Origin of the sequence: Streptomyces sp. NPDC007929 (genome assembly GCF_042959065.1) — a bacterium.
GTDB lineage: Bacteria > Actinomycetota > Actinomycetes > Streptomycetales > Streptomycetaceae > Streptomyces.
Window position 1 is genome coordinate 102,236 of the sequence record NZ_JBIBKD010000005.1, and the last position, 26,793, is coordinate 129,028.

A 26,793-nucleotide genomic window follows, 5' to 3' on the forward strand; every position below is an offset into this window, starting at 1 on the left:
GTCGGATCACTTCCCGGGGCGGGCACGCGGGGTGGACACTCGCGCCACCAACTGGCCGCACAGGTCCCGGAGTTTGATGTTCCGGTCCTGCGAGGCCCGGCGCAGTCGTTCCAGCGCGATCCGCGCGTCGATCCGTTCCCGGGCCATCAGGATGCCGATCGCCTGGTCGATGACGCTGCGGGAGAGCAGCGCGGTGCGCACATCGGCCGCCGACTGGCGTCGCCGCTCGATCCGCAGCGCCACGTCGACCGCCTCCTTGGACCGGGCCGCGAAGGCACGGGCCGCGTCCCGGCCCGTGCCCAGCGCTCCGGCCCGCACCGCGTAGAAGTTGATCGCGGCGCCGCTCTCGTCCTCGACGGTGACCGGCACCGCCAGCACGCAGCGGACGCCCGCGGAGAGCGCGTACTGCGTGTACGAGGGCCAGCGCGGCTCCTCGGCCAGATCCGGGGCGTAGTGCTCCTCGCCGGTCGCGGCCGCGTCGACGCAGGGCCCCGAGCCGTTCTCGTACTGCCGCAGGTCCAGGCCGCTGGGCATGCCGTCGCTGCCGGCCAGGGTGAGCAGCCGGCCGGCGCGGCGCACGGTGATGCTGCACGCGTCGGCGCCGGGCACCTCCCGCACCGCCCGGTCGGTCAGATCGCGCAGCAGGGTGTCGAGACCACGGCTGCGCACCATCGCCTGGTCCAGCGTGTCGGACGTCTCGGAAGTCATGACCGTACGGATATCCCGTCACCGGCGGGACACGCCCCCGGCGTCATCCATCTCACTCAGGGGGCGTCGGGGGCGGCCACAATGCGGCGGGCGAGGTCGCGCAGCTTCACGTTCTCCCGCTGGGAGGCCCGCACCAGGCTCTCGAAGGCCGCGGTCGCGTCGATGCCCTGGCGCTCCATGAGGATGCCGGTGGCCTGACCGATCAGGTCCCTGGTGTGCATGGCCTCGGTGAGCTGCTCACGCACGGTCGCGGAGTCCAGTGCGATGCTGACGTGCGCGCCGAACAGCCGTCCGACGCGGGTGGCCTCCTCGTCGAAGGCGCCCGGTTTGCGCGCGTAGGCCGTCAGCACGGTCAGCCGGCGCCGGTCGGTGCGCAGCCGCAGCGACAGCGCCGAGCGCAGGCCCAGGGCCGCCAGCACGTCCCAGCCGTCGTCCGCCTCGCTGTCCGTTATCCGCGCGACCGGGCCGTCCCACAACTGGTCCCACAGCCCGTGCTGTTCGCGGCCGGAGTAACGGGACTCGGCGGACCGCACGGTCTCGTCGGTCCAGGCGAGCGTGCGGATCTTGCCGGCGCGCTCGAGCACGGAGATGCCCGCGTGCTCGGCGCCCGGCATGAGGTGCACGGCCAGCCGGACCGCGGTGCGCAGCGTGCTGTGCGGTGTGAGGGTCTCGTGCAGCTGCTGCGACGCCACCGTCAGCGCTTCGGCCAGCTCGGAGCCGACCGGGAAACGGGGCAAATCAGGAAACTCGGACGCAGCCACCACGAACCTCTTCGGCATGCACGGCCAACGGCCGTGCGCAGGAGAGCTCCGCAGCACATTCCCGACTGCGAGCACAGGACGGACAGCACTCTAACTGCTCGGTTGCCTCCGGGTGACGTCCGGCCGACGCCGCCACCGGGCGCTTCCGCCACCCGCCACCCGCGTGGTGGAATGGCCCACGGGTCAGGAAGCGGCCTTACCGGAATCCGGACGAACGTCTGCCAGGTGAGTGCCGTGACCTTCTTCACGAATCCCACAGAACCGCGCGACCTTCCCGGCCGCGTCCACCTCACGATGCCCGCCGAGATCGACTTCTGTAACGCGGCGGAGCTGCTGCCCGTCCTCATGTCCGCGGTCCGCGCCCGCGGGGACCGGCTGGAGATCCTCGTCCTCGACCTGTCCACGACCGTCTTCATGGACTCCCAGGGCATCCGCCTCATCAACGACGTACGGCGCCGGCTGCGCCCCGGGACATCGGTGCGCCTGGTGGCCCGGCCGGAGGGCACCACGAGCCGCGTCCTGGAGGTGACGGGCCTGCGCCGGGACGTCCCCGTGTACGACAACCTCGCCGAAGCCCTGGCGTCGTAGGCTGCGGCCATGGCACCGAACATCGCGACGAACACCCGTGTCTCCCTGGACGAGTTGCTCGACTTCGTACGCCCCCGGCACCACGCGATCCTGCTGACCCGGCGGGCCGACGGCAGCCCCCAGGGCTCCCCGCTGACCTGCGGTGTCGACGACTCCGGCCGAATTGTGGTCTCGACCTACCCGGAGCGCGCCAAGACCCGCAACGCCAAGCGGGACCCGCGCGTGAGCCTGCTCGTGCTCAGCGACGACTGGAACGGCCCATGGGTGCAGATCGACGGCGCCGCCGAGGTCGTCGACTCCCCCGACTCCGTCGAACCGCTCGTGGAGTACTACCGGAACATCGCCGGGGAGCACCCCGACTGGGACGAGTACCGCGCGGCCATGGTCAAGCAGGGCAAGTCGATCATCCGGATCACGCCGGAGCGGTGGGGACCGGTGGCGACCGGGGGGTTCCCGGCGCGGCTGGTGGAGGGGGAGTAGGGCGGGGTTTCGTGATCGGCCGGCCTCTTCCGCCCCGTGGCCGGCCGTCCCCTCTTCAGCTCGCCGGTCCGCTCTCCTCCGAGGGGCCGGGGGGTTCCGCTTCGCGGATGACCATCGCCTCGATGCCCGCGATCAGCAGGTCCAGCGCGAACGCGAAGTCGCGCTCCAGCATCTCGGCGACCGTGTCGCCGCCGCGCGCCGCCATGATCTCCCGGGACTCCTGGAGGACCTCGGCGGCCTGCGGGGCGGCGGTCACGGCGTCCAGGGACTGCTGGAAGTACTCGTCCACGCTCATGCCGCCGGAGGTGGCCCGGGCGGCGAGATGGCCCTCCAGGGTGCCGTAGCCGTAGACGAACTGGAAGACGGCCGAGATCGTGCCCGTCAGGCGTTTCGCGGGTAGTCCGGTCCTGCGGACGACGCGCTGGACGACCTGGGAGAACGCCAGGTTGTTGGGGCCGATGTTGAGGAAGATCCCGACCAGTGCGGACACCCAGGGGTGCCGCACCAGCAGCGCCCGGTACTCCCGGGCCAGCTTCCGCACCTCCTCGCGCCAGTCGTCACCGGCGTCCGGATCCGGCAGCCGCATCTCGCCCATGACCTGGTCGAGGGCGAGTTCGAGCAGGTCGTCCTTGGTGTCGACGTACCAGTAGACGGACATCGCCGTGACGTTCAGCTCGCCGGCCAGCCGCCGCATGGAGAACTTGGCCAGCCCCTCGGCGTCCAGCAGCCGCACGGTGACCTCGATGATCCGGTCCCGGTCGAGGCCCGAGGGCTGACCGCCACCGCGCCGCCGCTGTGCCTTGCCCTCCAGCCAGACACTGGACCGGGCAGCCTTCTCGGCCGACTTCGCCATGGCGCTACCTTCCTCGACCTCTTACTGCCGATCATGCCAGGTGCCCTCGGGGCGCGGGGCTGTCTCGATGTGCGGCTCCGCCGCGTGGGCGCGATCGACCACGATGCGCCCGCACCCGCACTCCAGCCATCAGCCCCGAGCTCCTAGGCGGACTCTGCCCGCTCGGCCCGACGAAGCAACGCCGCCGCGACCAACCCGCCTGCCAGTACAGCGACTGCCCCGACCAGCTGGCTGGTCTCCAGCCCGGAGGCGAAGGCGTCGGAGATGCGCGCCTTCTCCTCGGCGCTGTCGGCCGCCGCCAGCGCCGCGGGCAACGAGGCCGCGGACACGGCGACCAGCGACGCGAACCGGGAGTTGAGCACGGCTCCGAGGACGGCGACACCCAGCCCGTTGCCGAACTCCGCGAGCGTGCCGTTGATCCCGGCTCCGACGCCCGCCTTCTCCGGCGGGATCGCGCTCATGATCGCGTTGGCCATCGCCGGCATCGACAGGGCGACACCCGCGCCCATCACGATCAGCCCGAGCAGCATGCCGCCGTACCCGTGGCCCCCGAGCAGCGCGATCGCCGCGAGCCCGGCGGACACCAGGGTCATGCCGAGCGCGATCGCCGCCGGCGTCCCCGCCTTCAGCACCAGCTTCGGCCCGAGGCCCGTGAAGTTGAGCGCGACGACGGTCAGCGCCAGCGGCGCCGTCCGCAGCCCGGCCTCCAGCGGCTCGTACCCCAGCACGAACTGGAGGTGCTGGGTGAGCAGGAACAGCGACCCCGTCATGCCGAACGCCACGAGGATCGCGCCCGCGACCGCGCCCACGAACTTCTGGTTGCGGAAGAAGTGCATGTCGAGCATCGGGTGCTCGGTCCGCAGCTCCCACAGCACGAACGCACCGAGTACGACCACGCCGATCAGCGCCGAGACCAGCACCTGCGCGGAGGTCCAGCCGTGCTCCGGCCCGGTGATGATCGCGTACACCACCGCCGTCATGCCGAGGGTCGACAGCACCGCGCCGACCAGGTCGGGCCGGTCCCCGGCCTTCTGCTTGGACTCCGGCACCAGCGCGGCGACCGCGACCAGGCCGAGCAGGGCGACCGGAATGTTGATCAGGAAGATCGCGCCCCACCAGAAGTGGTTCAGCATCACGCCGCCGATCAGGGGACCGGCCGCGAACCCGAGTGAACTGACCGTCGACCAGAGCGCGATGGCCTTCACGCGCTCCTGGTCGTCGAAGATCTGTACGACCACGGCGAGGATGGTGGTCATCAGCAGCGCCCCGCCGACGCCCATGCCCGCGCGGGCCGCGATCAGCTGGCCCGGACTCTGGGACAGTCCGGCCGCGAGCGAGCCCAGGCCGAAGATCGCGAGGCCGGACATCAGCAGCAGCTTGCGGCCGTAGCGGTCGGCGGCGTTCCCGGCGGTGAGCAGCAGGCCGGACTGCACCAGCGCGTACGCGTTCATCATCCACTGGACGTCGGCGGTCGAGGCGTGCATCTCGCGGGTGAGCGAGGGGATGGCCACGTTGAGGATCGTGTTGTCGAGCAGCACGGTGAGCTGCGCGAGGCAGATGACACCGAGGATCAGCCAGCGCTGGGGGTGGCCGCCCGGTGTGGTGTGCGGCGGGGCCGTTTCCTGGGGGGACGTCGTCATGCTGTACACCGTAGAACAGTTCCTATACGGCGTACAACGGAGTTTCGGTGGGAACGGCGACGGGCGGTGACTTTCGGCCACCGCCCGTTCTGTCAGGCCCTGCCTGGTTCAACCGCTTCTGTCAGCTGCTCGCCTTCTGGGTGAGGTCGTAGAACGTGGTCGAGCCGACCGTGACCTTCTTGAAGGTGGCCTCGACCCAGGAGGTGATCCGGGAGGAGGTGCCGTCGCTGCTGCCGCCCATGCCGCCGCCCATGCCGCCCGAGGCGATGAAGTAGTGGATCTTTCCGTCCGCCACGTACTGCTTGAACTGGGTCAGGGTCGGGGACGGGTCGGTCCCGTTGAAGCCGCCGATGGCCATCACCGGGTCGCCGGTGGAGAGCTGGTAACTCGCCGCGTTCTGGGCGCCGATGGCCGCGGCGGTCCAGGTGTACCGGTCGGCGTCGGTCTGCAGCAGCTTCTTGGCCTCGGAGGTGACGCCGGCGCCGTTGAGCAGGCCGCCGACGCCACCGCCTCCGCTCATGCCGCCCCTTGCTCCCGTCCGGCCGCCGTCGCCGTTCTGCTGGGTCTGGCCCTGGCCCTGGCCTTGCTGGTTCTGGTTCGGCTGATTCTGGTTCTGGTTCGGCTGGTTCTGGTTCGGCTGGTTCGGGCCGCCGCCGGGGAAGCCGTTGCCGTTCTGCTGGTTCTGGCCCTGCTGGTTCTGGCCCTGCTGGCCCGGGAAGCCGCCTCCGCCGCCGGGGCCCCCGCCGCCACCCGGGCCGCCTCGGCCGCCCGCGACCGTCGGGCCCGCCGTGACGATCGAGCCGGTGTGCCCCTCGTTCACCGTGGTGAGGGTGTACGCCGCCGGGCCGGCCAGCGCCGCGACGAGCCCCAGCCCGGCCGCTCCCAGCGCCAGCCGGCGTCCCAGCCGCCCGGCGAAGATCAGGCCGAGGGCCGCCGTCAGACCGCCGACCAGGACCAGCCACTTGAGCCAGGGCAGGTAGTCGGAGGAACGGTTGAGCAGGACGTACCCCCAGGCCGCGGTCGCCGTCATCGCGGCGGCCAGGGTCAGCGAGGCCCACACCTTGTCCCGCTTCTCCCAGAGCAGCGTCACGCCCATGCCGACCAGCGGGGCGATGTAGGGGGCGAGGGCCACCGTGTAGTACTCGTGGAAGATGCCCTGCATGTAGCTGAAGACCAGCATGGTGGTGAGCAGCGCGCCGCCCCACACCAGGAACGCGCCCCGGGTCGCCGAGGTCCGCCGGGCCATGGGGGTCCCCCCGCTCGAGCGAAGTCGAGAGTGGGGGAGTGTGACCACCAGCCCCGCGACGAGCAGGATCAGCGCGGCCGGGATCAACCAGGAGATCTGGCCGCCGATGGCGGAGCCGAACAGCCGGTCCCAGCCGGTCTCGCCCCAGGCTCCACCGCCGTTGCCGCCCCCGCCACCGCCTCCCACGCTGCCGGTCTCGTCGCCGTTGAGGCGGCCCAGGCCGTTGTAGCCGAAGGTCAGCTCCAGGAAGCTGTTGTTCTGCGAGCCGCCGATGTACGGGCGCGAGGACGCGGGCCAGAGTTCGACGACGGCGACCCACCAGCCCCCCGAGACGACGATCGCGGCGAGGGCCGCGGCCAGTTGACCGATCCGCTTCCGCACCGTCACCGGAGCGCAGACGCCGTACACGAGGGCGAGCGGCGGCAGGATGAGGAAGGCCTGGAGCGTCTTCGCGAGGAAGGCGATGCCGATCGCGGCACCGGCCCACAGCAGCCACTTCGTACGGCCGTCCTCCAGGGCGCGGATGACGAAGTAGCAGGCCACCGCCATGAACAGCGCCAGCATCGCGTCGGGGTTGTTGAAGCGGAACATCAGAGCCGCGACGGGGGTGAGCGCGAGCACGGCCCCCGCGATCAGACCGGCCGCGGGGCTGAACCGGCGGCGCACGGCGGCGTAGACGACGGCCACCGTGCCGACGCCCATGAGGACCTCGGGCACGAGGATCGCCCAGGAGCTGAGGCCGAAGAGCCGCACGGAGAGGGCCATGGGCCACAGGGCGGCCGGGGGCTTGTCGACGGTGATGGCGTTCGCCGCGTCGAGCGAGCCGAAGAAGAACGCCTTCCAGGACTGGCTGCCGGCCTGTACGGCCGCCGAGTAGAAGGAGTTGGCGTAGCCGGAGGCGCTCAGGTTGTAGAGGTAGAGGGCGGCCGTCGCCAGCAGCAGGGCGAGGAAGGCCGGGCGGGCCCAGCGGGGGTCCTCGGGGCGGCCGTGCCACAGCCGCTGCGGGAAGGGCCGGGCCGGGGCACCGGCGTGCGGCTCGGTTGCCGGGGGCCGGGTGCCGGGGCTCACGCCTGTGCCGGTGATCTGCTGGTCGAAGTGGACGGTCATCGCGAGTCCCTCGCATCGGTGTCGTGCGGGCGTACCAGCATCAGCTGCACGGTGGCGTCCCGCCAGGGGTCCGCGACTTCGCCGGCGCGGAAGGGGGTGGTGTCGTACGAGGGCGAGGCGGCACGCGGCGGGTCGACCTCGCGCCGGTCCGGGAACACCCACGCCCGGAAGAGCAGGAAACGCAGCACCGTCGCCGCGAGGTTGGCCGCGACGAGGACGGCCAGTTCGGTGGAGTGGGCGGGCTCGGAGGTCGCCGCGTTCAGGGCCGCGAGCGAACCGCTGGTCAGGGCGAGTCCGATACCGAAGACGACCAGGCCCTGCGCCTGGTGCCGTACGGACCCGCCGCGCCCGCGCACCCCGAAGGTGAGCCGCCGATTGGCCGCGGTGTTGGCGACCGCCGACACCAGCAGGGCCAGGGCGTTGGCGCTTTGGGAACCGGTGAAGACCCGGAAGCCGCTGTAGAGCAGCAGGTAGAAGAGGGTGGACAGGGCGCCGACCACGCAGAATCCGACCAGCTGGCGGGCGAGCCCCTGGGGCACGTCCTTGATGTCACGGTCGCGCGGGTCGTCGCCGAACGGCCGGGTGATCCGGTCCAGCGGCAGCGAGCCGGAGGCCAGGGCCCGGCCGACCCGCCACACGCCCTTGAGGTCGTCGGTCGCGGTCCTGACGATGTGCACGGTCGAGTCGGGGTCGTCGACCCAGTCGACCGGCACCTCGTGGATCCGTAGTCCGGCGCGCTCGGCGAGCACCAGCATCTCGGTGTCGAAGAACCAGCCGGTGTCCTCGACGAGCGGCAGCAGCACCTGCGCCACGTCCCGGCGGATCGCCTTGAAGCCGCACTGGGCGTCCGAGAACCGCGCCTGGAGCGAGCCGCGCAGGATGAGGTTGTAGGCCCTGCTGATGAACTCCCGCTTGGGACCGCGCACCACCCGTGAACTGCGGGCCAGCCGGGAGCCGATGGCGACGTCGGAGTGGCCGGAGATCAGCGGCGCCACCAGCGGGAGCAGGGCGTTGAGGTCGGTGGACAGGTCCACGTCCATGTAGGCGAGGACCGGGGCGTCGGAGGCGGACCAGACGGCCCGCAGGGCCCGGCCGCGTCCCTTCTGCTCCAGCCGGAAGGTGCTGACCTCGGGGATCTCCGCCGCCAGCCGCCCGGCGACCTGCGGGGTGGTGTCCGTGGAGGCGTTGTCCGCGATCGTGATGCGGAACGCGTACGGGAAGGTGCGGACGAGGTGCTCGTGCAGTCTGCGGACGCACGGCTGGAGGTCCTTCTCCTCGTTGTAGACGGGGATCACTACGTCCAGGACAGGCGTACCGGCTGGTGCGGCCGGGAGGTGCTCCCGCGCCGGCAGGGTGCCGGGAGAAGAGTCGGTTCGCATGGCACCGACTTTCGTCAGGCGTCCTGTTGCGCCCGTGTGGTGAGGCTGTGGCGTGCCTGTGAGTCCGGCTGCCGGTTCGTGTCCGGCTGCCGGTTCGTGTCCGGCTGCCGGTTCGTGTCCGGCTGCCGGTTCGTGTTCGGCTGACGGTACGTGTCCGCTTGCCGGTACGTGTCCGGCTGACGGTTCGTGTCCGGCTGTGGCTCGGGCGGCAGCGGCTCGGGCGGCAGCGCGGGCAGGTGCACCGTGAACACGGTCCGCCCGGGCACGCTGTCGACGGTCACGGCACCACTGTGCGCGGTCACCACGGCCTGCACGATGGCGAGGCCGAGACCGGTCGACCCGGTGGCGCGGGAGCGCGCGGAGTCGCCGCGCGCGAACCGTTCGAAGACGTGCGGGAGCAACTCGGCCGGGATGCCCTGCCCGTTGTCCTCGACGTCCACGCACAGCCAGGTCCCGCGCCGCTGAACGCGGGCGGTGACGGTCGTGCCGGGCGGCGTGTGCTTGCGGGCGTTGCCGAGGAGGTTGACGAGGACCTGTTGCAGCCGGGCGGCGTCCGCCGGCACGAGGGCGGGTTCGTCGGGCAGGTCGAGGCGCCACTTGTGGTCCTGGCCCGCGGCCCGGGCGTCACTGACGGTGTCGATGACGAGCGGCGCGAGGTCGGTCTGCTCGAACTGGAGCGGCCGTCCGGCGTCGAGCCGGGCGAGCAGCAGCAGATCCTCGACGAGGAGGGTCATCCGGCCGGCCTCGGACTCGATCCGGCCCAGGGCGTGCCGGGTGTCGGGCCCGACCTGCTCCCTGCCGCGCCGGGTGAGTTCGGCGTAGCCGCGGATGGAGGCGAGAGGGGTGCGCAGCTCATGGCTGGCGTCGGCGACGAACTGTCTGACCCGCGTCTCGCTCTGCTGCCGTGCGTGCAGCGCGCCGTGGACGTGGTCGAGCATCCGGTTGAGCGCGGCGCCGACCCTGCCGACCTCGGTGTGCGGGTCGGTCTCGGAGTCGGGGACCCGCTCGCTGAGGTTCACCTCGCCGGTGTGCAGGGGCAGTTCGGACACGCGGGTGGCGGTGGCGGAGACACGGCGCAGGGGCCTGGTGGCCACGCCGATGAGGACGGAACCGGCGATGGCGGCGGCGACCAGTCCGGCACCGGTGACGCTGACCTCGACGATGATCAGGGTGTTGATGGTGGTGGTGACGGACTCGGTGGGCAGGGCGACGTAGTAGGTGCCGCCGTCCTTCCCGTGCACGTACTGCACGCGGTACTCGCCGAGGTCGGGGAGGTCGACGGTGTGCAGGCCCCTGGTCGGAACCTCGGCCAGGGCGGCCTTCTGCTCGTCGGTGAGGCCGACGACCGAGTTCCTCTGGAAGGGGCCGTTGTCGTTGGACGACTGCTGGGCGAGGGCCGCCCGGGTGAGCGTACCGTCGGTTCCGACCTCGGCGGCGACGGTCCTCGGCTGTGCGGGCCCCTTGATGAAGCCGGTGATCCGGTCCGTCGTCGGCTCGGGGTCGTCATCGTCGCCCCCGGGCTTCATGGGTCCGGAGAGTCGCTTGCCGATGTCCTCGACCTGCGCGTCCAACTGCTCGTACAGATGCGACCGCAGCGCCAGCGTCGTCACCGTCCCGATCACCGCGCACACCACCGCGATCAGCACCACGGACGCGACGACGAGCCGTGTCCGCAGCGTGCGCGGCTTGCCTGCCCACCGCCTGCCCGCCGGCTGCTGCGTACGCGACCGCCGGCGTCCACTCATGACGCCGCGGGTTTGATCAGATACCCGGCACCGCGCCGTGTGTGGATCATCGGCTCGCGCCCGGCGTCGATCTTCCGCCGCAGATAGGAGATGTACAGCTCGACGACGTTGGCCTGGCCCCCGAAGTCGTACGACCAGACCCGGTCGAGGATCTGCGCCTTGCTGAGCACGCGGCGGGGGTTGCGCATCAGGAATCGCAGCAGCTCGAACTCGGTCGCGGTGAGGTGGATGTTGTCGCCGCCCCGCGTCACCTCGTGGCTGTCCTCGTCGAGGGTGAGGTCGCCGACGACCAGCATGGAGTCGGAGCGGCGGTCGGCGGCGCCGGAGCGGCGGATCAGCCCGCGCAGCCGCGCGACGACCTCTTCGAGGCTGAACGGCTTGGTGACGTAGTCGTCGCCACCGGCCGTGAGCCCGGCGATCCGGTCCTCGACGGCGTCCTTGGCGGTGAGGAACAGCACCGGGACGTCCGGCAGTTCCCGGCGCAGTCGCCCCAGCACGGCCAGTCCGTCCATGTCGGGCAGCATCATGTCGAGGATGACGGCATCGGGCCGGAAGTCGCGGGCGGTCTGGATCGCGCCCGTGCCGTCACCGGCACTGCGGATCTGCCATCCCTCGTAGCGCAGGGCCATGGACAGCAGCTCGGTGATCGACTGTTCGTCGTCGACCACCAGCACGCGGACGGGGCTCCCGTCCGGCCTGAGCAGTTCGGTGCGCCCCTGGGGCGAGGTCGTGGTCATGTGAACACGGTGTCGGCGACCTCTGAGAGCACGCTTTCGGCAACCTGTGTTTTCTCTGAGAAACACACAGGCGGTTCTCAGGGATCGGCTGGGGGGCCCGCCTTGGCGGCCGCACCCTTGCGGCCGCGCCTTGGCCGAGCCGGTTAGAACAAGCCGTCCTGCACGCCTGCCGCCTCCTTGAACTGCCGTACGGGCACCGTCAGTACGTCTGTGGTGGCGGGCACCAGCCCCCATCCGGTCATCAGCCGTGTGTCGAGTACGACGACTCCGCCGCCGGTGGCGAGGTGCAGATCGGGCCCGGCTGCCGCGACCAGCTCCCCACCGACCGCACCACCGGCGACCAGCTCACTGACGCCGCCGACGGCGACGGGCACCTCCGCCAGCCCGAACACCCCCATGTGATCGACGACCCGCAACGGCTCCCGCACCAGCGACTCCGGCCACGCGGGAAGCCGCACCGCCCTCTCATGCAGCTCGGCGACCTCACGGGCCCGGTCCGCGGCGGCCTCCGGCAGGGCGGCCCGTACCGCCCGCTTCTCGGCGTACGGAATCCGGTCGGGCACCCTCAGGGCGGCTCTGAGCAGCTCCTCCGTACGCCGTGCGGCCATGAGCGGACCGACGCCGAGCCAGCTGAAGCAGACGGCACCCTGTTCGAGCAGCCGGGCGGAGCCGCGCGCCTCGGCGGTGATCCCGACCTTGAGCATGCCGGGCCCGAACCACGCCAAGTAGACGTGGTACGGCCGGGGATCGTCGGCGATGGTGTCCGCGGCCACGGAGTGCGCCCGGTCCAGCCGCGCACACTCCTCGCACCGCGCCCCCGTACTCCGCCCCGGCACGGCCGCACCCACCGGACACGCGTGCCCCCGAGCCCCCACACAACTGCGCACACCCCCCTCCGCGACCTCGAAGGCCACGCGTTTCCCCCAGGTCAGCGCACTGCGCCGCCCGCCGTCCCACAGCAACACGGGACCGTCCGCCGACCACCGCAGCCCCGAGCATCTCCATGCCTGTGCCATCTCTGCCGAGAGTAGAGGGCACCACTGACAACGGAGGGTGTTCGACGGGGGGGCGCTCAGGGGACGGAGTCGGCCCTGGCGGGGACGGGGGGTGAACTCAATGCACCGGGTCGCCCCCGGCGGTGACGGGTGAGGCGGGCTCAGCGCACCGAGTCACCCCCTGCGGTGACGGTCTCCGGCTCGGCCGCGCGCTGCACCGGCATGCTCAGCTCTCCCGCTCCCGCACCCGCACCCACACCCGCACCACTCCGGCGCCCCCGCCCGGCCAGCCGGCACCCCAGGCACTCCGCGTGCCCGCCCGGCGCGGCCGAGTCACGGACCCGCCACCCCCACTCCGCCCGGGGCCGTACGCCCGGCCCCTTGCCCCACCCGGCGAGATGCAGGGCCCACGTGACGAGCAGAGCCACGGCCCCGATCGCCACCCCGCCCGCGATCAGCACACCGGAGACGGTGCAGACCCCCAGCCCCGCCACCCCGGCCCCGACGGTGGCGATGCCGAACCCGACCCAGCCCGCAGCCGTGTGCCCGTGGTCATACTGATGTGCACTCACGTGTCACTCCCTCGCACCTCGCACCCGAGGACTCCGACGCGCCGAACCCCTCACCTACTAAGACTTCTATAACCCAAACATCTCACGAACTAAGGGATCTGGGAATGCAAGCCAAGCCTCGTCCGGCCGCCACACCGGAGCAGGCGCTGTCGGCGATGGACCAGCTCATCGCGACTCACCTGGTCGGACAGCACGAGATCGCCCAGCAGGTGGGCCTGAGTGTGACCGACCTCACCTGCTTCGCCTATGTCATCGAGGCCGGCGAGAACCTCCCCACGGCAGGCGATCTGGCGGCCCGCGTCCATGTCACGACCGGCGCGGTCACCGGCATCCTCAACCGTCTGGAGCGCGCCGGCTACATCACCCGCCGCCCCGACCCGGCGGACCGCCGCCGCATCCGCGTGGCGGCCCAGCCCGAGGCGGTCGCCCGCGTCCGAGAGGTCTACGAGCCGTACTACGCCCGCCTCACCCACCTCTTCGCGGACTACTCCCCGGACGAGATCGCGGTCCTGCACGACTGGTTCACCCGCGCGAGCACACTCGCGGCGAACTACCTGGAGGAACACTGCCGCCCCGAGTGAACAGGCCACGGCACCGACGTGGAAGCCACCGCCCCCTTACCGCCACTCCAGGACCTCCCCCACGCGCAGCGCCCGGTCCGCGTCCCCTGCGGTGATCTTCTTCGGGGTCGTGCCGGGGGCGATGGGGGAGAGGAAGAACTCCAGCCGGGTGCCCTGGAGCGAGGCGAAGATCATCTGCTTGCCGTCCCGCGCGATGGCCCGCACCGTGTTCTTGCGATCCGTCGCCGGGATGATCGGGCCACCCAGGGCACCCTTCGGCAGATCCTCCGAGTCGTCGAGCCGGGAGGTGTCCAGCGTCCAGAAGGAGTTCTTCCGCTTCGGGTCCTTGGCCTCGCCGAGCCGGGGCCCGCACAGCACGGTCCTGTCGTCGACCCAGCCGTAGGGGTAGCAGTCGGCCTCGAACGGAATGCCGGTCGTTTTCACACCCTCGGCCTTGAGCAGCGCACTGCGCTGTGGCACGTCGACCACGTTGTAGCCGTTCCAGGTGATGAAGGCCGTGGCCTTGCGCCCGTCGGGACCGACCCGGACCTCCTTGCCGAAGAGTCCGCGCACCGGGTCTCCCGCGAGCGCGAGGCCGGCCCCGTCCATGTAATTGCCGTCGCCCTCCCCCTGTTCGGTCACCGCGTGATCCCCCGCCACGGAACGGCTGCCGATCCGCACCCGATCCGAGGAGTCGGTCTCGGTGAACCAGACAGCACTGCCGTCCTCGGCGAAGACCGCGTTCTCCTCCTTGGGCGTGTCACCGAAGTCCTCGCCCTGCCCGCCGGACAGCTTGGTCAGCTTGCCGCTGGTGTCGACGTAACCCACCCCTGTCGCCTCGGTCTCCCGATCGACGAGGACGACGGCCATCCGGGAGAAGTCCTTGTCGAAGAGCTGCCGCAGCCGGGTGGAGGAGACGGCGCGCGGCCCGTCCTCGGACGTACCCACACCGGGGAAGTTGTCAGCACACAGCTCTACAAGCGGGGAGGCGACGTCGTCGGCCTCCGCGACGACGGCCTCGGCCGGCACGGTGAAGGTCCGGGAGACGGTCTGCTTCCACGTCGCCGGATCCCAGCCCGTGACCGTCACGCTGGCGGGCCTGCTCGCGGGCACGGAACACAAGGCAGTGACGACGACCCCCCGTCCGGGAAACGCCCCGCTCCCCTGCGCAGCACCCTTACCCCCACCCTCGGCTCCCTTGGCCCCCGTGGCCCTCTTTCCCCCCGTGTCGCCGGACCCGGAGCCACACCCCGCGACGACCGCAACCAGCACCGCGGCCACCACCGACACACCCCACCGACGACCCCCGCGCCCCTCAGCCCTACGCACGCCGACGCCCCCTCACGCTCTCTGCTTACCCATCAACGGCCAGGTGATCGTAATGCGAACGGGCCCGAGCCACCGTGGAGTTGATCGCCGACCAGATAGAGTCCCGTGGCACCACGCAGGCCTGGCGACCAACCCTTGCCGTGTCGCCCGCCTCCGGCACCTGGCCGAGGCCGCGGTGGTCAACGACCGCCAAGAGGCTGATGATGTGGCGCCACCGCTTCATCACCGACTCGTGAGCAGTGGATCCCTGGTCGGCCTGCTCTACCTGCTCATGGCCGAAGCGATCCGCTGACCGGTGGGAGGAGTTCCCGAAGCCGCGCCTCGAAGGCAACGGCTACTGGCTCCTTACCTGAGCGTCGGCGATCAAGGGTTCGGCGGTCGCCGCTTCGCCCAGGCGACCATGGGCCATGCCCGTGTCCACGATGAGCTTCGGCTCGTCGAAGTAGCTCACCGTACGCCGAGCTGTGCGACCGGTACGCAACCGGACGGCACGAACCTTGCCCAGTGCGACTCCGACTGCGGCCGCCCGTACGGCCAGGCGTAGCACCAGACAGCAGCGGCGCGGCCGGCCTCGACTCGTGGTCGGCCGCGCTCGCCCGGAAGGAGAACAGACGTTGTCCGGCTCACCCTCTGAAATGCCGATCGTGGCCCTCGATGCCCTCATGCCCACGTCCCAGCGCCTGGTCCTGAACCGCCGGGGCTCCATGGTCTGGGAGGTGCAGAGCCATCGAGGTCACTACGCCGTCAAGGTCGGCTATCCGATCGAGGCTACGGCCGACTGGCCCGCTCAGCCCTGGACCGCCCTCGCCCCCGCACGCGAAGGGGCCGTGCTGCATCGCCTCGGCTTCGACGACTTCGCGTACGGAGAGTGGGAGCACGGGACGTGGAACTTCCAGCCGTGGCATGAAGGACCGGACCTGTACCGGCGGTGGGAGCCCTGCCGTGGCAAAGGCTCGTCCGTCGCACCGCACGCCAGCGTGGCGCTGGGTTGTGTCGAGGCCCTGGCCGAACTGCACGCCAAGGGCTGGGCCCACGGCGACGTGCAGCCCGCCCACTTCATCGTCGGGCCGGAAAGGACGCATCTCATCGACCTGGCGCTAGCCCGAGGCGGCCACGTCCCCGAGGGGTACGACTTCCCGTTCCGAGGCTGCCTCGTCCACTACGAAGCACCGGAGATCGCGCGCAGCGTGCTCGCCACGGGTGAAGCCGAGCCCACTCCGGAAGCCGACGTCTACGCCCTCGGCGCCTCCCTGCTCATCTCGGCCACCGGTTGGCGGGCTGTCGAGTATCCGGACGACGCTCCGCGCCATGTCCAGAGAGAGGCCGTGGCCAACGGCAGACGCCGCCCCGTCAATTCGCCCGGCGAGCTGGGCGAGTTGATCGAAGCCATGCTCAGCCACGCTCCCGAAGACCGGCCGACCATCTACGAGGTGGGTAAAGCCCTGAGCTGCCTCTAGAGCCCGGTTCGGCCCGGCGACGAACAGGGCGCCAACGCCCGCATGATCATGGAAGTCCTGGGTCACAGCTTGATTCGCGTGACCATGGACATCTACACCTTCGTCCGGCTCGACTCGCAGCGCTTGGCCTTCGACCGCGTGGGCCAAGCCCTGCGGAAGGACGACGACACGAAGCTGGGTGAATAGGTGGAGGCGAAACCGAGGCCCTGACCGGAACCACCGTGGTTCCGCATACCCGGGGCCGAGACGGAGCCCTCGCCGCGTTGGCAGGGGCTCCGTCTCAGCACGGGCCTACCTAAGTCAGCCGCTGATCAGGTCAATGGTTTCTACCCGAGCGGACCGGATCCTGAGCGTCACGACGATGTCACCGTCGCTGTCGAGGGTGTAGAAGTCGATGAAGTCGCCAACAGTCTTGAACCCGGTGGCTTCAACCTCACGCTTCCCGCTGAAGTCCTTATTGATCACGTACTTGTCCATCGCGATCAGCCCTTCGACTTCTTCGGGTCGCTGCCCGGCGGGACGGTGTTCTGCTCCCGCACCTGGCCGTTCTTGCCACGGACACGCAGCTCGCCGCCGCCGTCGTTGGCCAAGATCTCCTTGGCACGCGAGACCGCCTCAGCCTGAGTCGGCAGAACGGCACTGGCCCTCTCGGCCCCGGGCTTCGTCACTGCCCAGCCATCACCGCGCTTCGACACGTCCCGAGTATTGGGTCGGCCTGTCATGGCACATCCGTTTCTGAGGACGGACGCACGGGACGGCCATCTTGGAGGAACCAAGATGGGGCGATAGGGTCCGAAGGCGCGACCAACGCATCAGGCCCCATGCCATGCGCCCAACCTCGAGTTGGGCCCCGGCTGGGGCCTGCTTTGGTTTGGCGCACCTAGTGAAGCACCACTTACGACCCGTCAGCAAGCAAGACACCCCTACATATGCTGGGGTATCGACTACTCACCACAACATCTTGTGTTTAGGGAAGAGCTCAACACCAGGGTAACGGCACCCACTGACAGTCAGGCTTCCACGGCCAGGAGCCATCCATCCGCAAAGCCCCGCGCCCTACATCATCGAGCTGGCAGAGACCAAGATCGTGATCTTGGCAGCTGCGAGAGTGGTGGCACGTGAATCGCACCGCCCCCTTCGACCGTCACCGACACTCACCCCCGCCCACCGCCGGGGCCCCAAGCCGAGCTGCGGCCGGTTGCCGTCAACCGCTGCCGTCAACGCAAAAGCCAGAGGCCCTGTGGATCACTCCACAGGGCCTCTGACGTGCTGTGCACTCGGCAGGATTCGAACCTGCAACCTTCTGATCCGTAGTCAGATGCTCTATCCGTTAAGCTACGAGTGCTTGTTCTGTTTTTTCGCCGCTCTCGGGCCTTGCGGCTCGCTCGCGGCGACAGGAAGAACATTACATGACTGCCGCCGCCATGTGAAATCCGTTAGCCGCACCCCTTGTGAGCTGCGGAAACAGTGCTTACGGGCCGTATGACTGAGGTGCGTGAGTGGGACGACAACGAAGCCCCGGTCGGGTGACCGGGGCTTCGTGATCGAGTGCGGAGGCGGAGGGATTTGAACCCTCGATGGGCTTTAAGGCCCAAACCGCATTAGCAGTGCGGCGCCATAGACCGGACTAGGCGACGCCTCCAACATCACTGCCCGCGCGAGCGGTGCGTGCCGATGATGACACAGTCGAGCGTGCTGTCACCAATCGACCCCCACGGTACTAGGCGGGCGGGGCGCAGGGCAAAGGCCTTGTCAGGCGCCTGCGGGTCCCCGCCCGGGCGGGTGCGCGCAACATCCGGGGCCGCGCCGCGTTAGGCAGGGCATGTTGCGTGCCACTCCCCGGGCCACCGCCCGCCCCGTCCTGCGGCGCCTCCTCGTCGGTGCCGCCGCCTCCCTCGCCGCCGCCGGGTCGCTGACCGCGGCGCCCCCGGCCGCCTCTGCCCAGCCCGGCGGGGCCGACCTGCTGTCCCCGGTCCTGCCCGACGCCGGCCCTGATCGCGATCACCTCACCGTCACCGTGCGGAACGCCGGCGACGGCGCCGACGGGACGTTCGAGCTGTACTGCGGCCCCGACGGCGGCAGCCACCCCGACCCGAGCGGCGCCTGCGACGCGCTGGAGCGTGACACGCGGTGGGGGCGGGACGTCTTCGCACCCTCCCCGGAGGGCGGCTTCTGCACCATGCAGTACGGCGGACCGGCCACCGCGCACGTCACCGGCACCTGGGCCGGGCGGCCCGTCGACGCCAGGTACGACCGTCGCGACGGCTGCCAGATCTCCCGCTGGGACCGGCTCGTGCCGCTCCTGCCAGGGGTGGGGGGCGGCCAGGGCGTCAAAGCCTGAGCCGGAGCATGAGCCTGAGCTGGAGCTTGAGCCGGAGCCGGAGCTGGAGCCGGAGCTGGAGCCGGAGCTGGAGCCGGAGCCGGAGCTGGAGCTGGAGCCGGAGCATGAGGTGATCGTCGGGCCTGCGTCACTCACCCCCTTTGCGCCACTCTCCGCCCCCATCTCGCCAGCCCGGCCAAAAGGTACAGAAACGCCGTCGTCGTAAAGGCCTCGCGAAGGTCCCGCGACGTCGTCGCAGGAGGGCGGGTGTTTGGGGGTTACTCGGTCGTCAGTTCGGGGTCACTTCCTCGTGCGACCTCGCTCTCATCCGGCGTCGCGAGCGCAACCGCAGCCCTTAGACTCCCTCGCGTGACACGCTGCGGGACGGTTGGCAAGATGGCCCGAGCGGTCGGCAAGGTGCGGTAACAGGGAGGAAGCGTCTCGTGAGCAGCAGGCCATCCCGAGGCGCTGCTCGCCTCGCAGCCATACTGGACGCGCTTCCCGATGCGTTGGTGCTGGTCAACGCCAATGGGACGGTCGTCAACGCCAACACCATCGCCCTGGAGGCCTTCGAGACCCCGGGGACCGCTCTGGTGGGGCGCGGGCTGCTCGATCTGCTGCCGCAGTTCGACTCCAAGCTCATCCCCGGCTCCATGCGCCGGCCGGAGCACCTCGATCCGCACGCCCGGACCAAGCCCACCCGGATGATCGCGCGCAGGACCGACGGGAGCGAGTTCCCCGTCGAGGTCACCAGTGCGAATCTCGAGAACGGCCAGCAGGCCTACGACGGTTACGGCTACACCGGCGACGAGCTGCTCATGCTCGTCGTGCGCGACCTGTCCGGGACCGTGGACACCGAGGCCGAGCTCGCCCGCTCCCAGCGGCAGACCGAGATGATCCTGCGGGCCGCGGCCGAGGGCGTCGTCGGCACCGACACCGACGGGCGGGTCGTACTCGTCAATCCGGCCGCCGCCCAGATACTGGGCTTCCGGGCCAGCGACCTCGGCGGACGCGAACTGCACGACCTCGTCCTGCACTCCCGTGCCGACGGCTCGCCCTTCCCCTACGAGGACTCGCCGCTCGCCGACACCCTGCGCTCCGGGCGCAAGCACCGGGTGCGCGGGCAGGTGCTGTACGCCAAGGACGGCGGCAAGGTGCCGGTCGACCTGACGACCGCGCCGGTACGCGACGGCGACCAGCTCGTCGGCGCCGTGATGACCTTCACCGACCGGCGGCCGTACGACGCCGTCGTCGAGGAGAAGGAGGCCGCGCAGAAGCGGCACGCCGAGGCACTGGAGCGGATCGCCGAGGAGCACGCCTCCGAGCTCACCGCACTGCGCCAGCAGCACGTCACCGAAGTGGAGGAGCTCAGCGAGCGGCACGCCGAGGAGCTCGCCGCGAACGAGGAGCGGTACGCCGCCCTCGGCGAGCGGGAGAAGGACCGTTTCGAGGCGCTCGCCGCCCGGCACGAGCAGCTGCTGACCCTGCTCGGCCGGTCGCTGCGCGGACCCCTGGAGGAACTGCGCCGCGAGCTGGCCGCGCTGGCCGCCGACGACGCCGGGCAGCTGTGGCCCGAGGCCAACCAGGTGCTGCATCACCTGTCGGCCGGCTACTCGCGCATCACGACGCTGATCGACAACGTCCTCGGGTACCAGCGGCTCGACACCGGCAGCGAGAGCGTCTCCCGTACGAAGGTGATGCTGGACGCCGTCGTGGCCTCCGGGGTCGACGGGGCCATCGAGCTGATCGGGCCCGGGCGGGTGCAGTTCGCCGTGCACGCGCCGCCCATCGAGGCCGAGGTCGACCCCCGGCTGCTCGCGACCGCCCTCGCGCATCTCGTCGCCGACGTGGCCGGGGTCGACGCGACCGGCAACACGCCCGTGTCGGCGGGCGGTTACCTGGACAACACCGTCGTCGTGGCGGCGGCGCAGCGCGGCGAGGTCGTACGCATCGAGGTGCGCGGGCCGTACGCCGGTGGCGACACCGTGCACGAGCCGATCGTGCGCGGGATCGTCCGGGCCCACGGCGGTGTGCTGCAGACGCATGACGTGCCGGGGATGAGCGGGAGCGCCTACGTCCTCGAGGTGCCGATCGGGGGCGGGGCCGGGGCCGTCGCCGCCCAGCCGGTGGACGAGTCCGCCGCGCTCGCCCTCGTCGAACCCGCCGATCAGACGTCGGGTGGGGGGCGGCGCCGGGCGCGCCGGGCGTCCACCGACGCGTTCCTGGACGAGGACGTCCCGGGCGGCGAGGGCGACACGGCCGCGCCCGCCGGAGCCGATGCGGCGGGTGGTGCCGGAGCCGACGGGGCCGTGCCCACCGGGCGGCGCAGGCGCCGGGCCGGCGGCGAACAGGCGGCTCTTCCGGCGCAGGCGTCGGGTGAGGGCTCCGCGTCGGGCGGCACCGGACGGCGGCGGCGCGCCGCCGAGAACGCCGGTGCGGAGGGCGTCGGCAGTGCCGTCCAGGGTGTCGCCGAGGGAGCGGTGATGACGGCCGCCGAGCATGCGGCCGGGGCCGCCGCGTCCAACACGGGGCTGGGCGGGACCGTGCCGCCGCAGGGTGTGCCCGGGCCGTCCGGTCGGCGGGCCCGGCGTGAGCCCGGTGAGCAGGCCGCGCTGCCGCCCGCGTTGCCCGCGGCGTCCTCCGGTGGTGAGACCGCGGGTCCGGCCGGGGTGGATCAGGGGCAGGCCCAGCAGCCGACCGGGCGTCGGCGGCGTGCGCTGGCCGCCGCCAACGAGCGGGCCGCTGCTGCCGCGCAGGAGGCCGCGGCCGGGCCGCGGCCGGTGTTCGCGCTGCCGCCTGCCGAAGCGGATCAGACTCCGGGCCCTGCCCAGGGCCAGGCGCCTGCCCCTGCCCCTGCTCCTGCTCCTGCTCCTGCTCCGGCTCCGGCTCCGGCTCGGCAGGAGGCTCCGGGCTCGCAAGGGCAGCAGGTTTCCGCTGGACCCGGTGGTGCCGTGGGTGCTCCGGGTGTCGTGCCCCCTCAGGGGCAGGCCGCCATGGCCGTTCCCGGAGCGGCTGCCGCCGGGGCGGGTGTGGTCGAGGAGGGCCAGCACGACGCCGTTCCGCACGATCAGTCCGCCGACCACACTCCGCCGCAGCCGCATCCGACCAGCGCGCCGACCGGCCGTCGGCGACGGGCCGTCGCGGCCCCGCAGCCGGTTGAGGCGACGGAGGCGACGGAGGCGACCGGGGCGCAGGTGCCGGGCGGTGCCGGCCAGGTGAGCCCTGTGGCACCGGGCGCCGTACCGGCCGCCGGTCCTGTGCCTCCCGGCGCCGTGCCAGCCGCCAGCCCGGTAGCTCCCGGTGCCGTACCGGCCGCCGTCCCTGTGCCCCCCGGCGCCGTACCGGCCGCCGGTCCCGTGCCCCCCGGTGCCGTGCCAACTGCCGGTCCCGTGCCTCCCGGGGCCGTACCGGCCGCCGGTCCCGTGGTCACGCCGATGTCTGCGGGGCCCTCTCCGCAGGACGTCACCGGGCAGATCTCGCTGGGTCCTGCTGGGCTGGGCGGGCCCGTCGCGCCGGGTGCCGCCGTGCCGCCGCAGGGCAACGCGCCCCAGGCGACCGCCGGTGTGTCCGTCCCGGCTCAGGGCGGGCTCGGGCAGAGTGTGCAGGCCGCTCTCCCGGGGCAGGGCGTCGCCGTACCGGGGCCGCAGCAGTCCGTCGGCAGGCCGCTCCCCGCGGAGGCCGGGCCCGGGCAGGGCACCCCGCCTCAGGGCACTCCCGCTCAGGACACCAACGCCCACGGCGTATCCGCCCCCGGGGCCCCGCCGCCCGGCGGCACCCCCGCCGCCCAGCCCTGGCCCGCCGCCGACGAGACATCCGGGGCCGGTGTCGCCCACCCCGCGCCCCCCACGCCCCCCACGCCCCCCACGCCCCCCAACGGCGCCCCGCCCCGGCCCGCGCAGCACCACCACACCCCCGCCCCGGGCACCCCCCTGCCACCGGCAGGCGCGCCGCGGGCCGCTCAGCCGCTGCCCGCCGAGGCCGCAGCCCCCGTCGACCCGAACTCGACGCAGGGGCGGGCGATCAGCGTGCGGACGCTGGGCCAGGGCGTGCCGTTCACCCGGCAGGCCGCGCAGGTCCAGCAGCCGTCGGCCACGCCGGTACCGCAGTCCGTTCCGCAGGCCACTCCTGCGTCAGTTCCGCAGTCCGTTGCGCCGCAGTCGGAGACGCCCGCCCCGCATCAGCCGGGCGGATCGGGGCGGCGCCGCAAGCTGGGTACGCCGCCCGACCCGGCGACGCGTACGGACCAGGCGGCCCGCGCCGAGCAGGGGCAGCCGCGTCCGGCCGACCAGGCGCCCCGCCCGGAGCAGGGCGCGCGTCCGCACCCGGGCGCCGGGCACACGCCGCCGCCCGTCGCCGCGCAGGCCCCCGCCCCGGCCACCGCACCGGCCCCGGCGCAGCCGTCCCTCGCCGGGCAGTCGCGCCTCGCCCCGCTGACCGAGGGCGGTGGACGGTCGTACGCCATAGGCGCACCGGACGAGAACGCCGCCGAGGGGCCCGAGCCGCTGGACGGGCCCGGCGGGGCCGTCGAGGTGGCCGATCCGCCGCGGCCGCAGCCGATGGACGACGAGTTGCCGCCCGAGCCGCTGGACAACCCGCGGCGGCTGCTGGTGTGGCCGGCGCCGGACGTCAGCACGCAGCAGGCGCTGAGCGACCGCGGCTACCGGCCGGTGATCGTGAACTCGCGCGAGGAGGTCGACGCGCAGATCGCGGCCTTCCCCGCCGCGCTGTTCGTCGATCCGCTGACCGGGCCGATCACGCGTACGGCACTGCAGTCGCTGCGGCAGGCCGCGGTGGCCGCCGAGGTGCCCGTCCTCGTCACGGCCGGGCTCGGCCAGGCCTCACGGGACGCGGCGTACGGCGCCGATCCGGCCGTGCTGCTGAAGGCGCTGGCGCCGCGCGACAGTGAGCAGCACCCGCCGCGGGTGCTGCTGATCGAGGAGCACGCGGAGATCGCGCTGGCGCTGACGGCGACGCTGGAGCGGCGCGGGATGCAGGTCGCGCGGGCGGCGAGTGACGCGGACGCGGTGACGCTGGCGGGTCAGTTCCGGCCGAATCTGGTCGTGATGGACCTGCTGCAGGTGCAGCGGCGGCAGGAGGGATCCGCCGGGATCGTCGACTGGCTGAGGGCGAACGGGCAGCTCAACCGCACTCCGCTCGTCGTCTACACCGCCGCCGTCGACCAGGCCGACCTGCCGCGGCTGGCCTCCGGGGAAACGGTGCTGTTCCTCGCGGAGCGGTCCACCAGTCCCGAGGTGCAGACCAGGATCGTCGAACTGCTCAGCCGGATCGGCACCAACTAGCCGACTTGCTCAGCCGGATCCAGCCGGATCGACGACACCGATCGGTCGGCCTTGCCCAGCCGGATCGACAACACCGGGTTGGCCAGGGCGGTGGGGCAGTTCGGTGCTGCCGTACTCCGGGCCTCCCAGAAGCGCGACCGCCGGGCTCTTCGGGCTGTTCGGGCTGACCGCGAGCGCGGTGGCGCCGCTGGCGGGCGGACTGGTGGACCGGTTCGGGGCGGCGCGGGTGGTGCGGTCGGCGTATCTGATCGCCGCCGTGTCCGTACCGCTGTTCCGGCTGGGCGGGCACGTGCTGGGGGCGCTGTTCGCCGCCGTGCACGCCGCGCTCGTCGCCTCTCACGTCGCCAACCAGACCCTCGCCCTGACCGCGACCGCCAACCCCGCCACCCCCACCAACCCCGCCAACCCCGCCACGGCCAACACCGCCTATGTGGTCGCCGGTTTCGCGGGCGGCGCGGCGGCCTCGGCCCTCGCGGGGGTCGCCTTCAGCCACTTCGGGTGGGGCGGGGTGTGCGTCATCGCGGGGGCGTGGCTGGTGCTGGGGTGGGGCGTGACCGCCGTACGACGGTGAGCTGCCGTACGGCGGTCCGTGGGCGGGTCAGAGGCTGGTGACGTCCAGCTCCCCCTGGGCGTACTGCCGGCGCAGTACCTTCTTGTCGAATTTGCCGACGCTCGTCTTGGGGACCGCCGCGATGATCGTCCAGCGTTCCGGGAGCTGCCACTTGGCGATCTTGCCCTCGTCGGCGAGGAAGGCGCGCAGGGTCTCGAAGGTGGCGGTGGAGCCCTCCTTGAGGACGACCGTGGCCAGGGGGCGTTCGCCCCACTTCTCGTCGGGGACGGCCACGACGGCCGCCTCGGCGACGTCCGGGTGGGACATCAGCGCGTTCTCCAGCTCCACCGACGAGATCCACTCGCCGCCGGACTTGATGACGTCCTTCGCGCGGTCGGTGAGGGTGAGGAAGCCGTCGGCGGAGATGGTGCCGACGTCGCCGGTCTTGAGCCAGCCGTCCTCGCTGAACTTGTCGGCGGGGCGCAGCGGTTCGGCGCCGGGGCCGTTGTAGTAGGCGCCCGCGATCCAGGGGCCGCGCACCTCCAGCTCACCGGCGGACTCGCCGTCCCAGGGCAGGCGTTCCCCGCCCGGGCCGGTCAGGCGGGCCTCGACGCCGGCCGGGAAGCGGCCCTGAGTGAGGCGGTAGGCGAACTCCTCCTCCGTACCGGCCACACCGGCCGGCGGACGGGCGATCGTGCCGAGCGGGGACGTCTCCGTCATGCCCCAGGCGTGGCAGACCCGCATGCCCAGCTTGTCGAAGGCCTCCATCAGCGCGGGCGGACAGGCGGAGCCGCCGATGGTGACCTGGCCGAGGGAGGAGACGTCGCGGGGGTTCGCCGTCAGCTCGGCGAGCAGGCCCTGCCAGATGGTCGGGACGGCGGCCGCGTGGGTCGGCTTCTCGGCCTCGATCATCGCGGCGAGCGGGGCCGGCTGGAGGAAGCGGTCCGGCATCAGCATGTTCACGCCGGTCATGAACGTCGCGTGCGGCAGGCCCCAGGCGTTCACATGGAACTGGGGGACCACGACCAGCGAGGTGTCCTCGTCGGTCAGACCCATCGACTGGGCCATGTTGACCTGCATGGAGTGCAGGTAGATGGAGCGGTGGCTGTAGACCACGCCCTTGGGGTCGCCGGTGGTGCCGGAGGTGTAGCACATGGCGGCGGCCTGGCGTTCGTCCAGCTCGGGCCAGTCGTACGAGGTCGGCTTGCCGGCGATCAGGTCCTCGTACTCGTGGACGCTGACGGCCGCGTCGGCGAGGAGGGAGCGGTCTCCGGGGCCCGTGACGACCACGTGCTCGACCGGCTTGAGGTGCGGCAGCAGCGGGGCGAGCAGGGGGAGCAGCGAACCGTTGGCGATGATCACGCGGTCGGCGGCGTGGTTGACGATCCAGGCCAGCTGCTCGGGCGGGAGGCGGAGGTTCAGGGTGTGGAGGACCGCGCCCATGGAGGGGATCGCGAAGTAGGCCTCGACATGCTCCGCGTTGTTCCAGGCGAGGGTTGCCACGCGCTCGTCGCCGGTGACGCCGAGGTCGTCCTTCAGCGCGTGGGCCAGCTGGGCCGCGCGGGCGCCGATCTCCGCGAAGGAGCGGCGGTGCGGCTCGTCCTCACCGGTCCAGGTGGTCACCTGCGATGTCCCGTGGATCGTCGACCCGTGGGTCAGGATCCTCGAAATCAGCAGCGGTACGTCCTGCATCGTGCTCAGCACGGCGTCCTCCCGGGGCGACATTGCCTACGCGGTGGTAAGAGTTGCGCTGATTCTGCGCACATACCGCGCGGTATGTCACTAGGACCGGGCGATCGATCACATCACGGCGTGCCGGAGGGGCATCTCACAACCGGCCGACGCACCGCCTCACTGGCGGACAAGTCCCAGCTCAGCGTCCTCGCGGAGCTTGCCGAGCGCCCGGGAGACGGCCGATTTGACCGTACCCACCGAAACGCCGAGCACCTCGGCCGTCTGCACCTCGCTGAGGTCCTCGTAGTACCTGAGGACCACCATCGCCCGCTGCCGGGCGGGCAGCCGCATGATCGCCCGCCACATCGCGTCGCGCAGCGCCTGCTGCTCGGCCGGGTCGGCCCCGCCCGCCACCGGGTCCGGCTCGGGCAGCTCGTCACAGGCGAACTCGTCGACCTTGCGCTTGCGCCACTGGGAGGTCCGGGTGTTCAGCAGCGCCCGGCGCACATAGCCGTCGAGGGCACGGTGGTCCTCGATGCGCTCCCAGGCGACGTACGTCTTGGCGAGCGCGGTCTGCAGCAGGTCCTCCGCGTCGCTCGGGTTGCCGGTGAGCGAGCGGGCGGTACGCAGCAGCACCGGCTGGCGGGCCCTGACGTACGACGAGAACGACGGGTACGGAAGGGTCTGCGCCGCTGGTCCGGACGCCTTCGAAGCGCTCGAGCAGACGAGTGTGGTCATGGCTCCACGCTATGAGCGAGACCCCGGCGAGCGGATCGCCCGCAGGTCCCTAAG

Annotated in this window: 21 protein-coding genes, 2 tRNA genes and 2 pseudogenes; 7 read left to right on the forward strand and 18 right to left on the reverse strand. The window is 71.8% G+C overall.

Annotated elements, in window-relative coordinates:
* Nucleotides 1–6: 6 nt before the first annotated feature.
* Nucleotides 7–708 carry an ANTAR domain-containing protein gene (locus ACFZDE_RS17915; protein ID WP_391200617.1) on the reverse strand — a complete coding sequence of 234 codons (702 nt, stop codon included), beginning with the start codon at nt 706–708 and terminating at the stop codon, nt 7–9.
* Between the two features lie 56 nt (nt 709–764).
* Nucleotides 765–1,487: an ANTAR domain-containing protein gene (locus ACFZDE_RS17920; protein ID WP_391200619.1), complete on the reverse strand. Its 723-nt coding sequence runs from the start codon at nt 1,485–1,487 to the stop codon at nt 765–767.
* Nucleotides 1,488–1,763: 276 nt separating this feature from the next.
* Here ACFZDE_RS17920 and ACFZDE_RS17925 point away from each other — a divergent pair, with 276 nt between their 5' ends.
* Together ACFZDE_RS17925 and ACFZDE_RS17930 are read left to right on the forward strand one after the other, a co-directional pair.
* The gene (locus ACFZDE_RS17925) at nt 1,764–2,057 is read left to right on the forward strand and encodes an STAS domain-containing protein (RefSeq protein ID WP_390999098.1); all 294 of its coding nucleotides are present in this window, start codon (nt 1,764–1,766) and stop codon (nt 2,055–2,057) included.
* Nucleotides 2,058–2,066: 9 nt separating this feature from the next.
* Complete coding sequence (locus ACFZDE_RS17930; RefSeq protein ID WP_390998242.1) at nt 2,067–2,537, forward strand: TIGR03618 family F420-dependent PPOX class oxidoreductase; 471 nt, start codon at nt 2,067–2,069, stop codon at nt 2,535–2,537.
* Nucleotides 2,538–2,592: 55 nt separating this feature from the next.
* Here ACFZDE_RS17930 and ACFZDE_RS17935 read toward each other — a convergent pair whose 3' ends face one another.
* The 8 genes from ACFZDE_RS17935 to ACFZDE_RS17970 all read right to left on the reverse strand — a co-directional run bounded on the left by ACFZDE_RS17935 (nt 2,593) and on the right by ACFZDE_RS17970 (nt 12,811).
* Nucleotides 2,593–3,390: a TetR/AcrR family transcriptional regulator C-terminal domain-containing protein gene (locus ACFZDE_RS17935; protein WP_391200621.1), complete on the reverse strand. Its 798-nt coding sequence runs from the start codon at nt 3,388–3,390 to the stop codon at nt 2,593–2,595.
* A gap of 143 nt (nt 3,391–3,533) precedes the next feature.
* A complete protein-coding gene (locus ACFZDE_RS17940; RefSeq protein ID WP_391200623.1) occupies nt 3,534–5,030 on the reverse strand; it encodes an MFS transporter in 1,497 nt (498 codons plus the stop codon).
* 121 nt (nt 5,031–5,151) lie between these two features.
* Nucleotides 5,152–7,383 carry a glycosyltransferase family 39 protein gene (locus tag ACFZDE_RS17945; RefSeq protein ID WP_391200625.1) on the reverse strand — a complete coding sequence of 744 codons (2,232 nt, stop codon included), beginning with the start codon at nt 7,381–7,383 and terminating at the stop codon, nt 5,152–5,154.
* Entirely contained in the window at nt 7,380–8,762 is a 1,383-nt protein-coding gene (locus tag ACFZDE_RS17950; protein ID WP_391200627.1) for a glycosyltransferase, read from the reverse strand. The genes ACFZDE_RS17945 and ACFZDE_RS17950 overlap by 4 nt, the downstream gene beginning before the upstream one ends.
* A gap of 14 nt (nt 8,763–8,776) precedes the next feature.
* Nucleotides 8,777–10,507, reverse strand: coding sequence for an ATP-binding protein (locus ACFZDE_RS17955; RefSeq protein WP_391200629.1), 1,731 nt, complete (start codon nt 10,505–10,507; stop codon nt 8,777–8,779).
* Nucleotides 10,504–11,244, reverse strand: a complete 741-nt coding sequence (locus ACFZDE_RS17960; RefSeq protein ID WP_390998257.1) for a response regulator — start codon at nt 11,242–11,244, stop codon at nt 10,504–10,506. Before ACFZDE_RS17960 ends, ACFZDE_RS17955 begins: the two co-directional genes overlap by 4 nt.
* A gap of 143 nt (nt 11,245–11,387) precedes the next feature.
* The gene (locus ACFZDE_RS17965) at nt 11,388–12,260 is read right to left on the reverse strand and encodes a DUF2797 domain-containing protein (protein WP_391200632.1); all 873 of its coding nucleotides are present in this window, start codon (nt 12,258–12,260) and stop codon (nt 11,388–11,390) included.
* A 140-nt stretch (nt 12,261–12,400) separates the two neighbouring features.
* Nucleotides 12,401–12,811: an HGxxPAAW family protein gene (locus ACFZDE_RS17970; RefSeq protein ID WP_391200634.1), complete on the reverse strand. Its 411-nt coding sequence runs from the start codon at nt 12,809–12,811 to the stop codon at nt 12,401–12,403.
* Between the two features lie 104 nt (nt 12,812–12,915).
* Here ACFZDE_RS17970 and ACFZDE_RS17975 point away from each other — a divergent pair, with 104 nt between their 5' ends.
* Nucleotides 12,916–13,392, forward strand: a complete 477-nt coding sequence (locus ACFZDE_RS17975; protein WP_391200636.1) for a MarR family transcriptional regulator — start codon at nt 12,916–12,918, stop codon at nt 13,390–13,392.
* A gap of 36 nt (nt 13,393–13,428) precedes the next feature.
* Here the strand turns inward: ACFZDE_RS17975 and ACFZDE_RS17980 are convergent, their stop codons facing one another.
* Both ACFZDE_RS17980 and ACFZDE_RS17985 read right to left on the reverse strand, forming a co-directional pair.
* A complete protein-coding gene (locus tag ACFZDE_RS17980; protein ID WP_391200638.1) occupies nt 13,429–14,484 on the reverse strand; it encodes a hypothetical protein in 1,056 nt (351 codons plus the stop codon).
* 485 nt (nt 14,485–14,969) lie between these two features.
* Nucleotides 14,970–15,151 (reverse strand): annotated as a pseudogene (locus tag ACFZDE_RS17985) (hypothetical protein); the annotation flags it as partial.
* Nucleotides 15,152–15,314: 163 nt separating this feature from the next.
* Between ACFZDE_RS17985 and ACFZDE_RS17990 the strand changes: the two are divergent.
* On the forward strand, nt 15,315–16,157 hold the full coding sequence (locus tag ACFZDE_RS17990) for a protein kinase (protein WP_391200640.1): 843 nt from the start codon (nt 15,315–15,317) through the stop codon (nt 16,155–16,157).
* 300 nt (nt 16,158–16,457) lie between these two features.
* On the opposite strand, the gene ACFZDE_RS17995 is transcribed toward ACFZDE_RS17990, so the two are convergent.
* From ACFZDE_RS17995 to ACFZDE_RS18010, 4 genes are all read right to left on the reverse strand, one after another.
* On the reverse strand, nt 16,458–16,634 hold the full coding sequence (locus ACFZDE_RS17995; protein WP_346137949.1) for a hypothetical protein: 177 nt from the start codon (nt 16,632–16,634) through the stop codon (nt 16,458–16,460).
* A gap of 5 nt (nt 16,635–16,639) precedes the next feature.
* Complete coding sequence (locus ACFZDE_RS18000) at nt 16,640–16,879, reverse strand: DUF2188 domain-containing protein (protein WP_086843770.1); 240 nt, start codon at nt 16,877–16,879, stop codon at nt 16,640–16,642.
* 550 nt (nt 16,880–17,429) lie between these two features.
* Nucleotides 17,430–17,502, reverse strand: a tRNA-Arg gene (locus tag ACFZDE_RS18005).
* A gap of 206 nt (nt 17,503–17,708) precedes the next feature.
* A tRNA-Ser gene (locus tag ACFZDE_RS18010) sits at nt 17,709–17,799 on the reverse strand.
* 180 nt (nt 17,800–17,979) lie between these two features.
* Here ACFZDE_RS18010 and ACFZDE_RS18015 point away from each other — a divergent pair.
* The 3 genes and pseudogenes from ACFZDE_RS18015 to ACFZDE_RS18025 form a co-directional block, all read left to right on the forward strand.
* Entirely contained in the window at nt 17,980–18,498 is a 519-nt protein-coding gene (locus ACFZDE_RS18015; RefSeq protein ID WP_391200643.1) for an SSI family serine proteinase inhibitor, read from the forward strand.
* Nucleotides 18,499–18,920: 422 nt separating this feature from the next.
* Entirely contained in the window at nt 18,921–23,777 is a 4,857-nt protein-coding gene (locus tag ACFZDE_RS18020; RefSeq protein ID WP_391200646.1) for a PAS domain-containing protein, read from the forward strand.
* 130 nt (nt 23,778–23,907) lie between these two features.
* A pseudogene (locus ACFZDE_RS18025) lies at nt 23,908–24,348 on the forward strand (hypothetical protein); the annotation flags it as partial.
* Nucleotides 24,349–24,375: 27 nt separating this feature from the next.
* Here ACFZDE_RS18025 and ACFZDE_RS18030 read toward each other — a convergent pair.
* On the reverse strand, nt 24,376–26,052 hold the full coding sequence (locus ACFZDE_RS18030; protein WP_391200648.1) for a long-chain-fatty-acid--CoA ligase: 1,677 nt from the start codon (nt 26,050–26,052) through the stop codon (nt 24,376–24,378).
* Nucleotides 26,053–26,178: 126 nt separating this feature from the next.
* Nucleotides 26,179–26,739, reverse strand: coding sequence for a SigE family RNA polymerase sigma factor (locus ACFZDE_RS18035; protein ID WP_390998284.1), 561 nt, complete (start codon nt 26,737–26,739; stop codon nt 26,179–26,181).
* Between the last annotated feature and the right edge of the window lie 54 nt (nt 26,740–26,793).

What these genes read in the sequence shown, in the direction of transcription:
- ACFZDE_RS18035 (WP_390998284.1), bottom strand. Translation starts at nt 26,739, where the DNA reads ATGACCACACTCGTCTGCTCGAGCGCTTCGAAGGCGTCCGGACCAGCG.
- ACFZDE_RS17945 (WP_391200625.1), bottom strand. Translation starts at nt 7,383, where the DNA reads ATGACCGTCCACTTCGACCAGCAGATCACCGGCACAGGCGTGAGCCCC.
- ACFZDE_RS17950 (WP_391200627.1), bottom strand. Translation starts at nt 8,762, where the DNA reads ATGCGAACCGACTCTTCTCCCGGCACCCTGCCGGCGCGGGAGCACCTC.
- ACFZDE_RS17965 (WP_391200632.1), bottom strand. Translation starts at nt 12,260, where the DNA reads ATGGCACAGGCATGGAGATGCTCGGGGCTGCGGTGGTCGGCGGACGGT.
- ACFZDE_RS17935 (WP_391200621.1), bottom strand. Translation starts at nt 3,390, where the DNA reads ATGGCGAAGTCGGCCGAGAAGGCTGCCCGGTCCAGTGTCTGGCTGGAG.
- ACFZDE_RS17915 (WP_391200617.1), bottom strand. Translation starts at nt 708, where the DNA reads ATGACTTCCGAGACGTCCGACACGCTGGACCAGGCGATGGTGCGCAGC.
- ACFZDE_RS18030 (WP_391200648.1), bottom strand. Translation starts at nt 26,052, where the DNA reads ATGTCGCCCCGGGAGGACGCCGTGCTGAGCACGATGCAGGACGTACCG.
- ACFZDE_RS17930 (WP_390998242.1), top strand. Translation starts at nt 2,067, where the DNA reads ATGGCACCGAACATCGCGACGAACACCCGTGTCTCCCTGGACGAGTTG.
- ACFZDE_RS17960 (WP_390998257.1), bottom strand. Translation starts at nt 11,244, where the DNA reads ATGACCACGACCTCGCCCCAGGGGCGCACCGAACTGCTCAGGCCGGAC.
- ACFZDE_RS17975 (WP_391200636.1), top strand. Translation starts at nt 12,916, where the DNA reads ATGCAAGCCAAGCCTCGTCCGGCCGCCACACCGGAGCAGGCGCTGTCG.
- ACFZDE_RS18015 (WP_391200643.1), top strand. Translation starts at nt 17,980, where the DNA reads ATGTTGCGTGCCACTCCCCGGGCCACCGCCCGCCCCGTCCTGCGGCGC.
- ACFZDE_RS17925 (WP_390999098.1), top strand. Translation starts at nt 1,764, where the DNA reads ATGCCCGCCGAGATCGACTTCTGTAACGCGGCGGAGCTGCTGCCCGTC.
- ACFZDE_RS17940 (WP_391200623.1), bottom strand. Translation starts at nt 5,030, where the DNA reads ATGACGACGTCCCCCCAGGAAACGGCCCCGCCGCACACCACACCGGGC.
- ACFZDE_RS17995 (WP_346137949.1), bottom strand. Translation starts at nt 16,634, where the DNA reads ATGGACAAGTACGTGATCAATAAGGACTTCAGCGGGAAGCGTGAGGTT.
- ACFZDE_RS17920 (WP_391200619.1), bottom strand. Translation starts at nt 1,487, where the DNA reads ATGCCGAAGAGGTTCGTGGTGGCTGCGTCCGAGTTTCCTGATTTGCCC.
- ACFZDE_RS17955 (WP_391200629.1), bottom strand. Translation starts at nt 10,507, where the DNA reads ATGAGTGGACGCCGGCGGTCGCGTACGCAGCAGCCGGCGGGCAGGCGG.
- ACFZDE_RS18000 (WP_086843770.1), bottom strand. Translation starts at nt 16,879, where the DNA reads ATGACAGGCCGACCCAATACTCGGGACGTGTCGAAGCGCGGTGATGGC.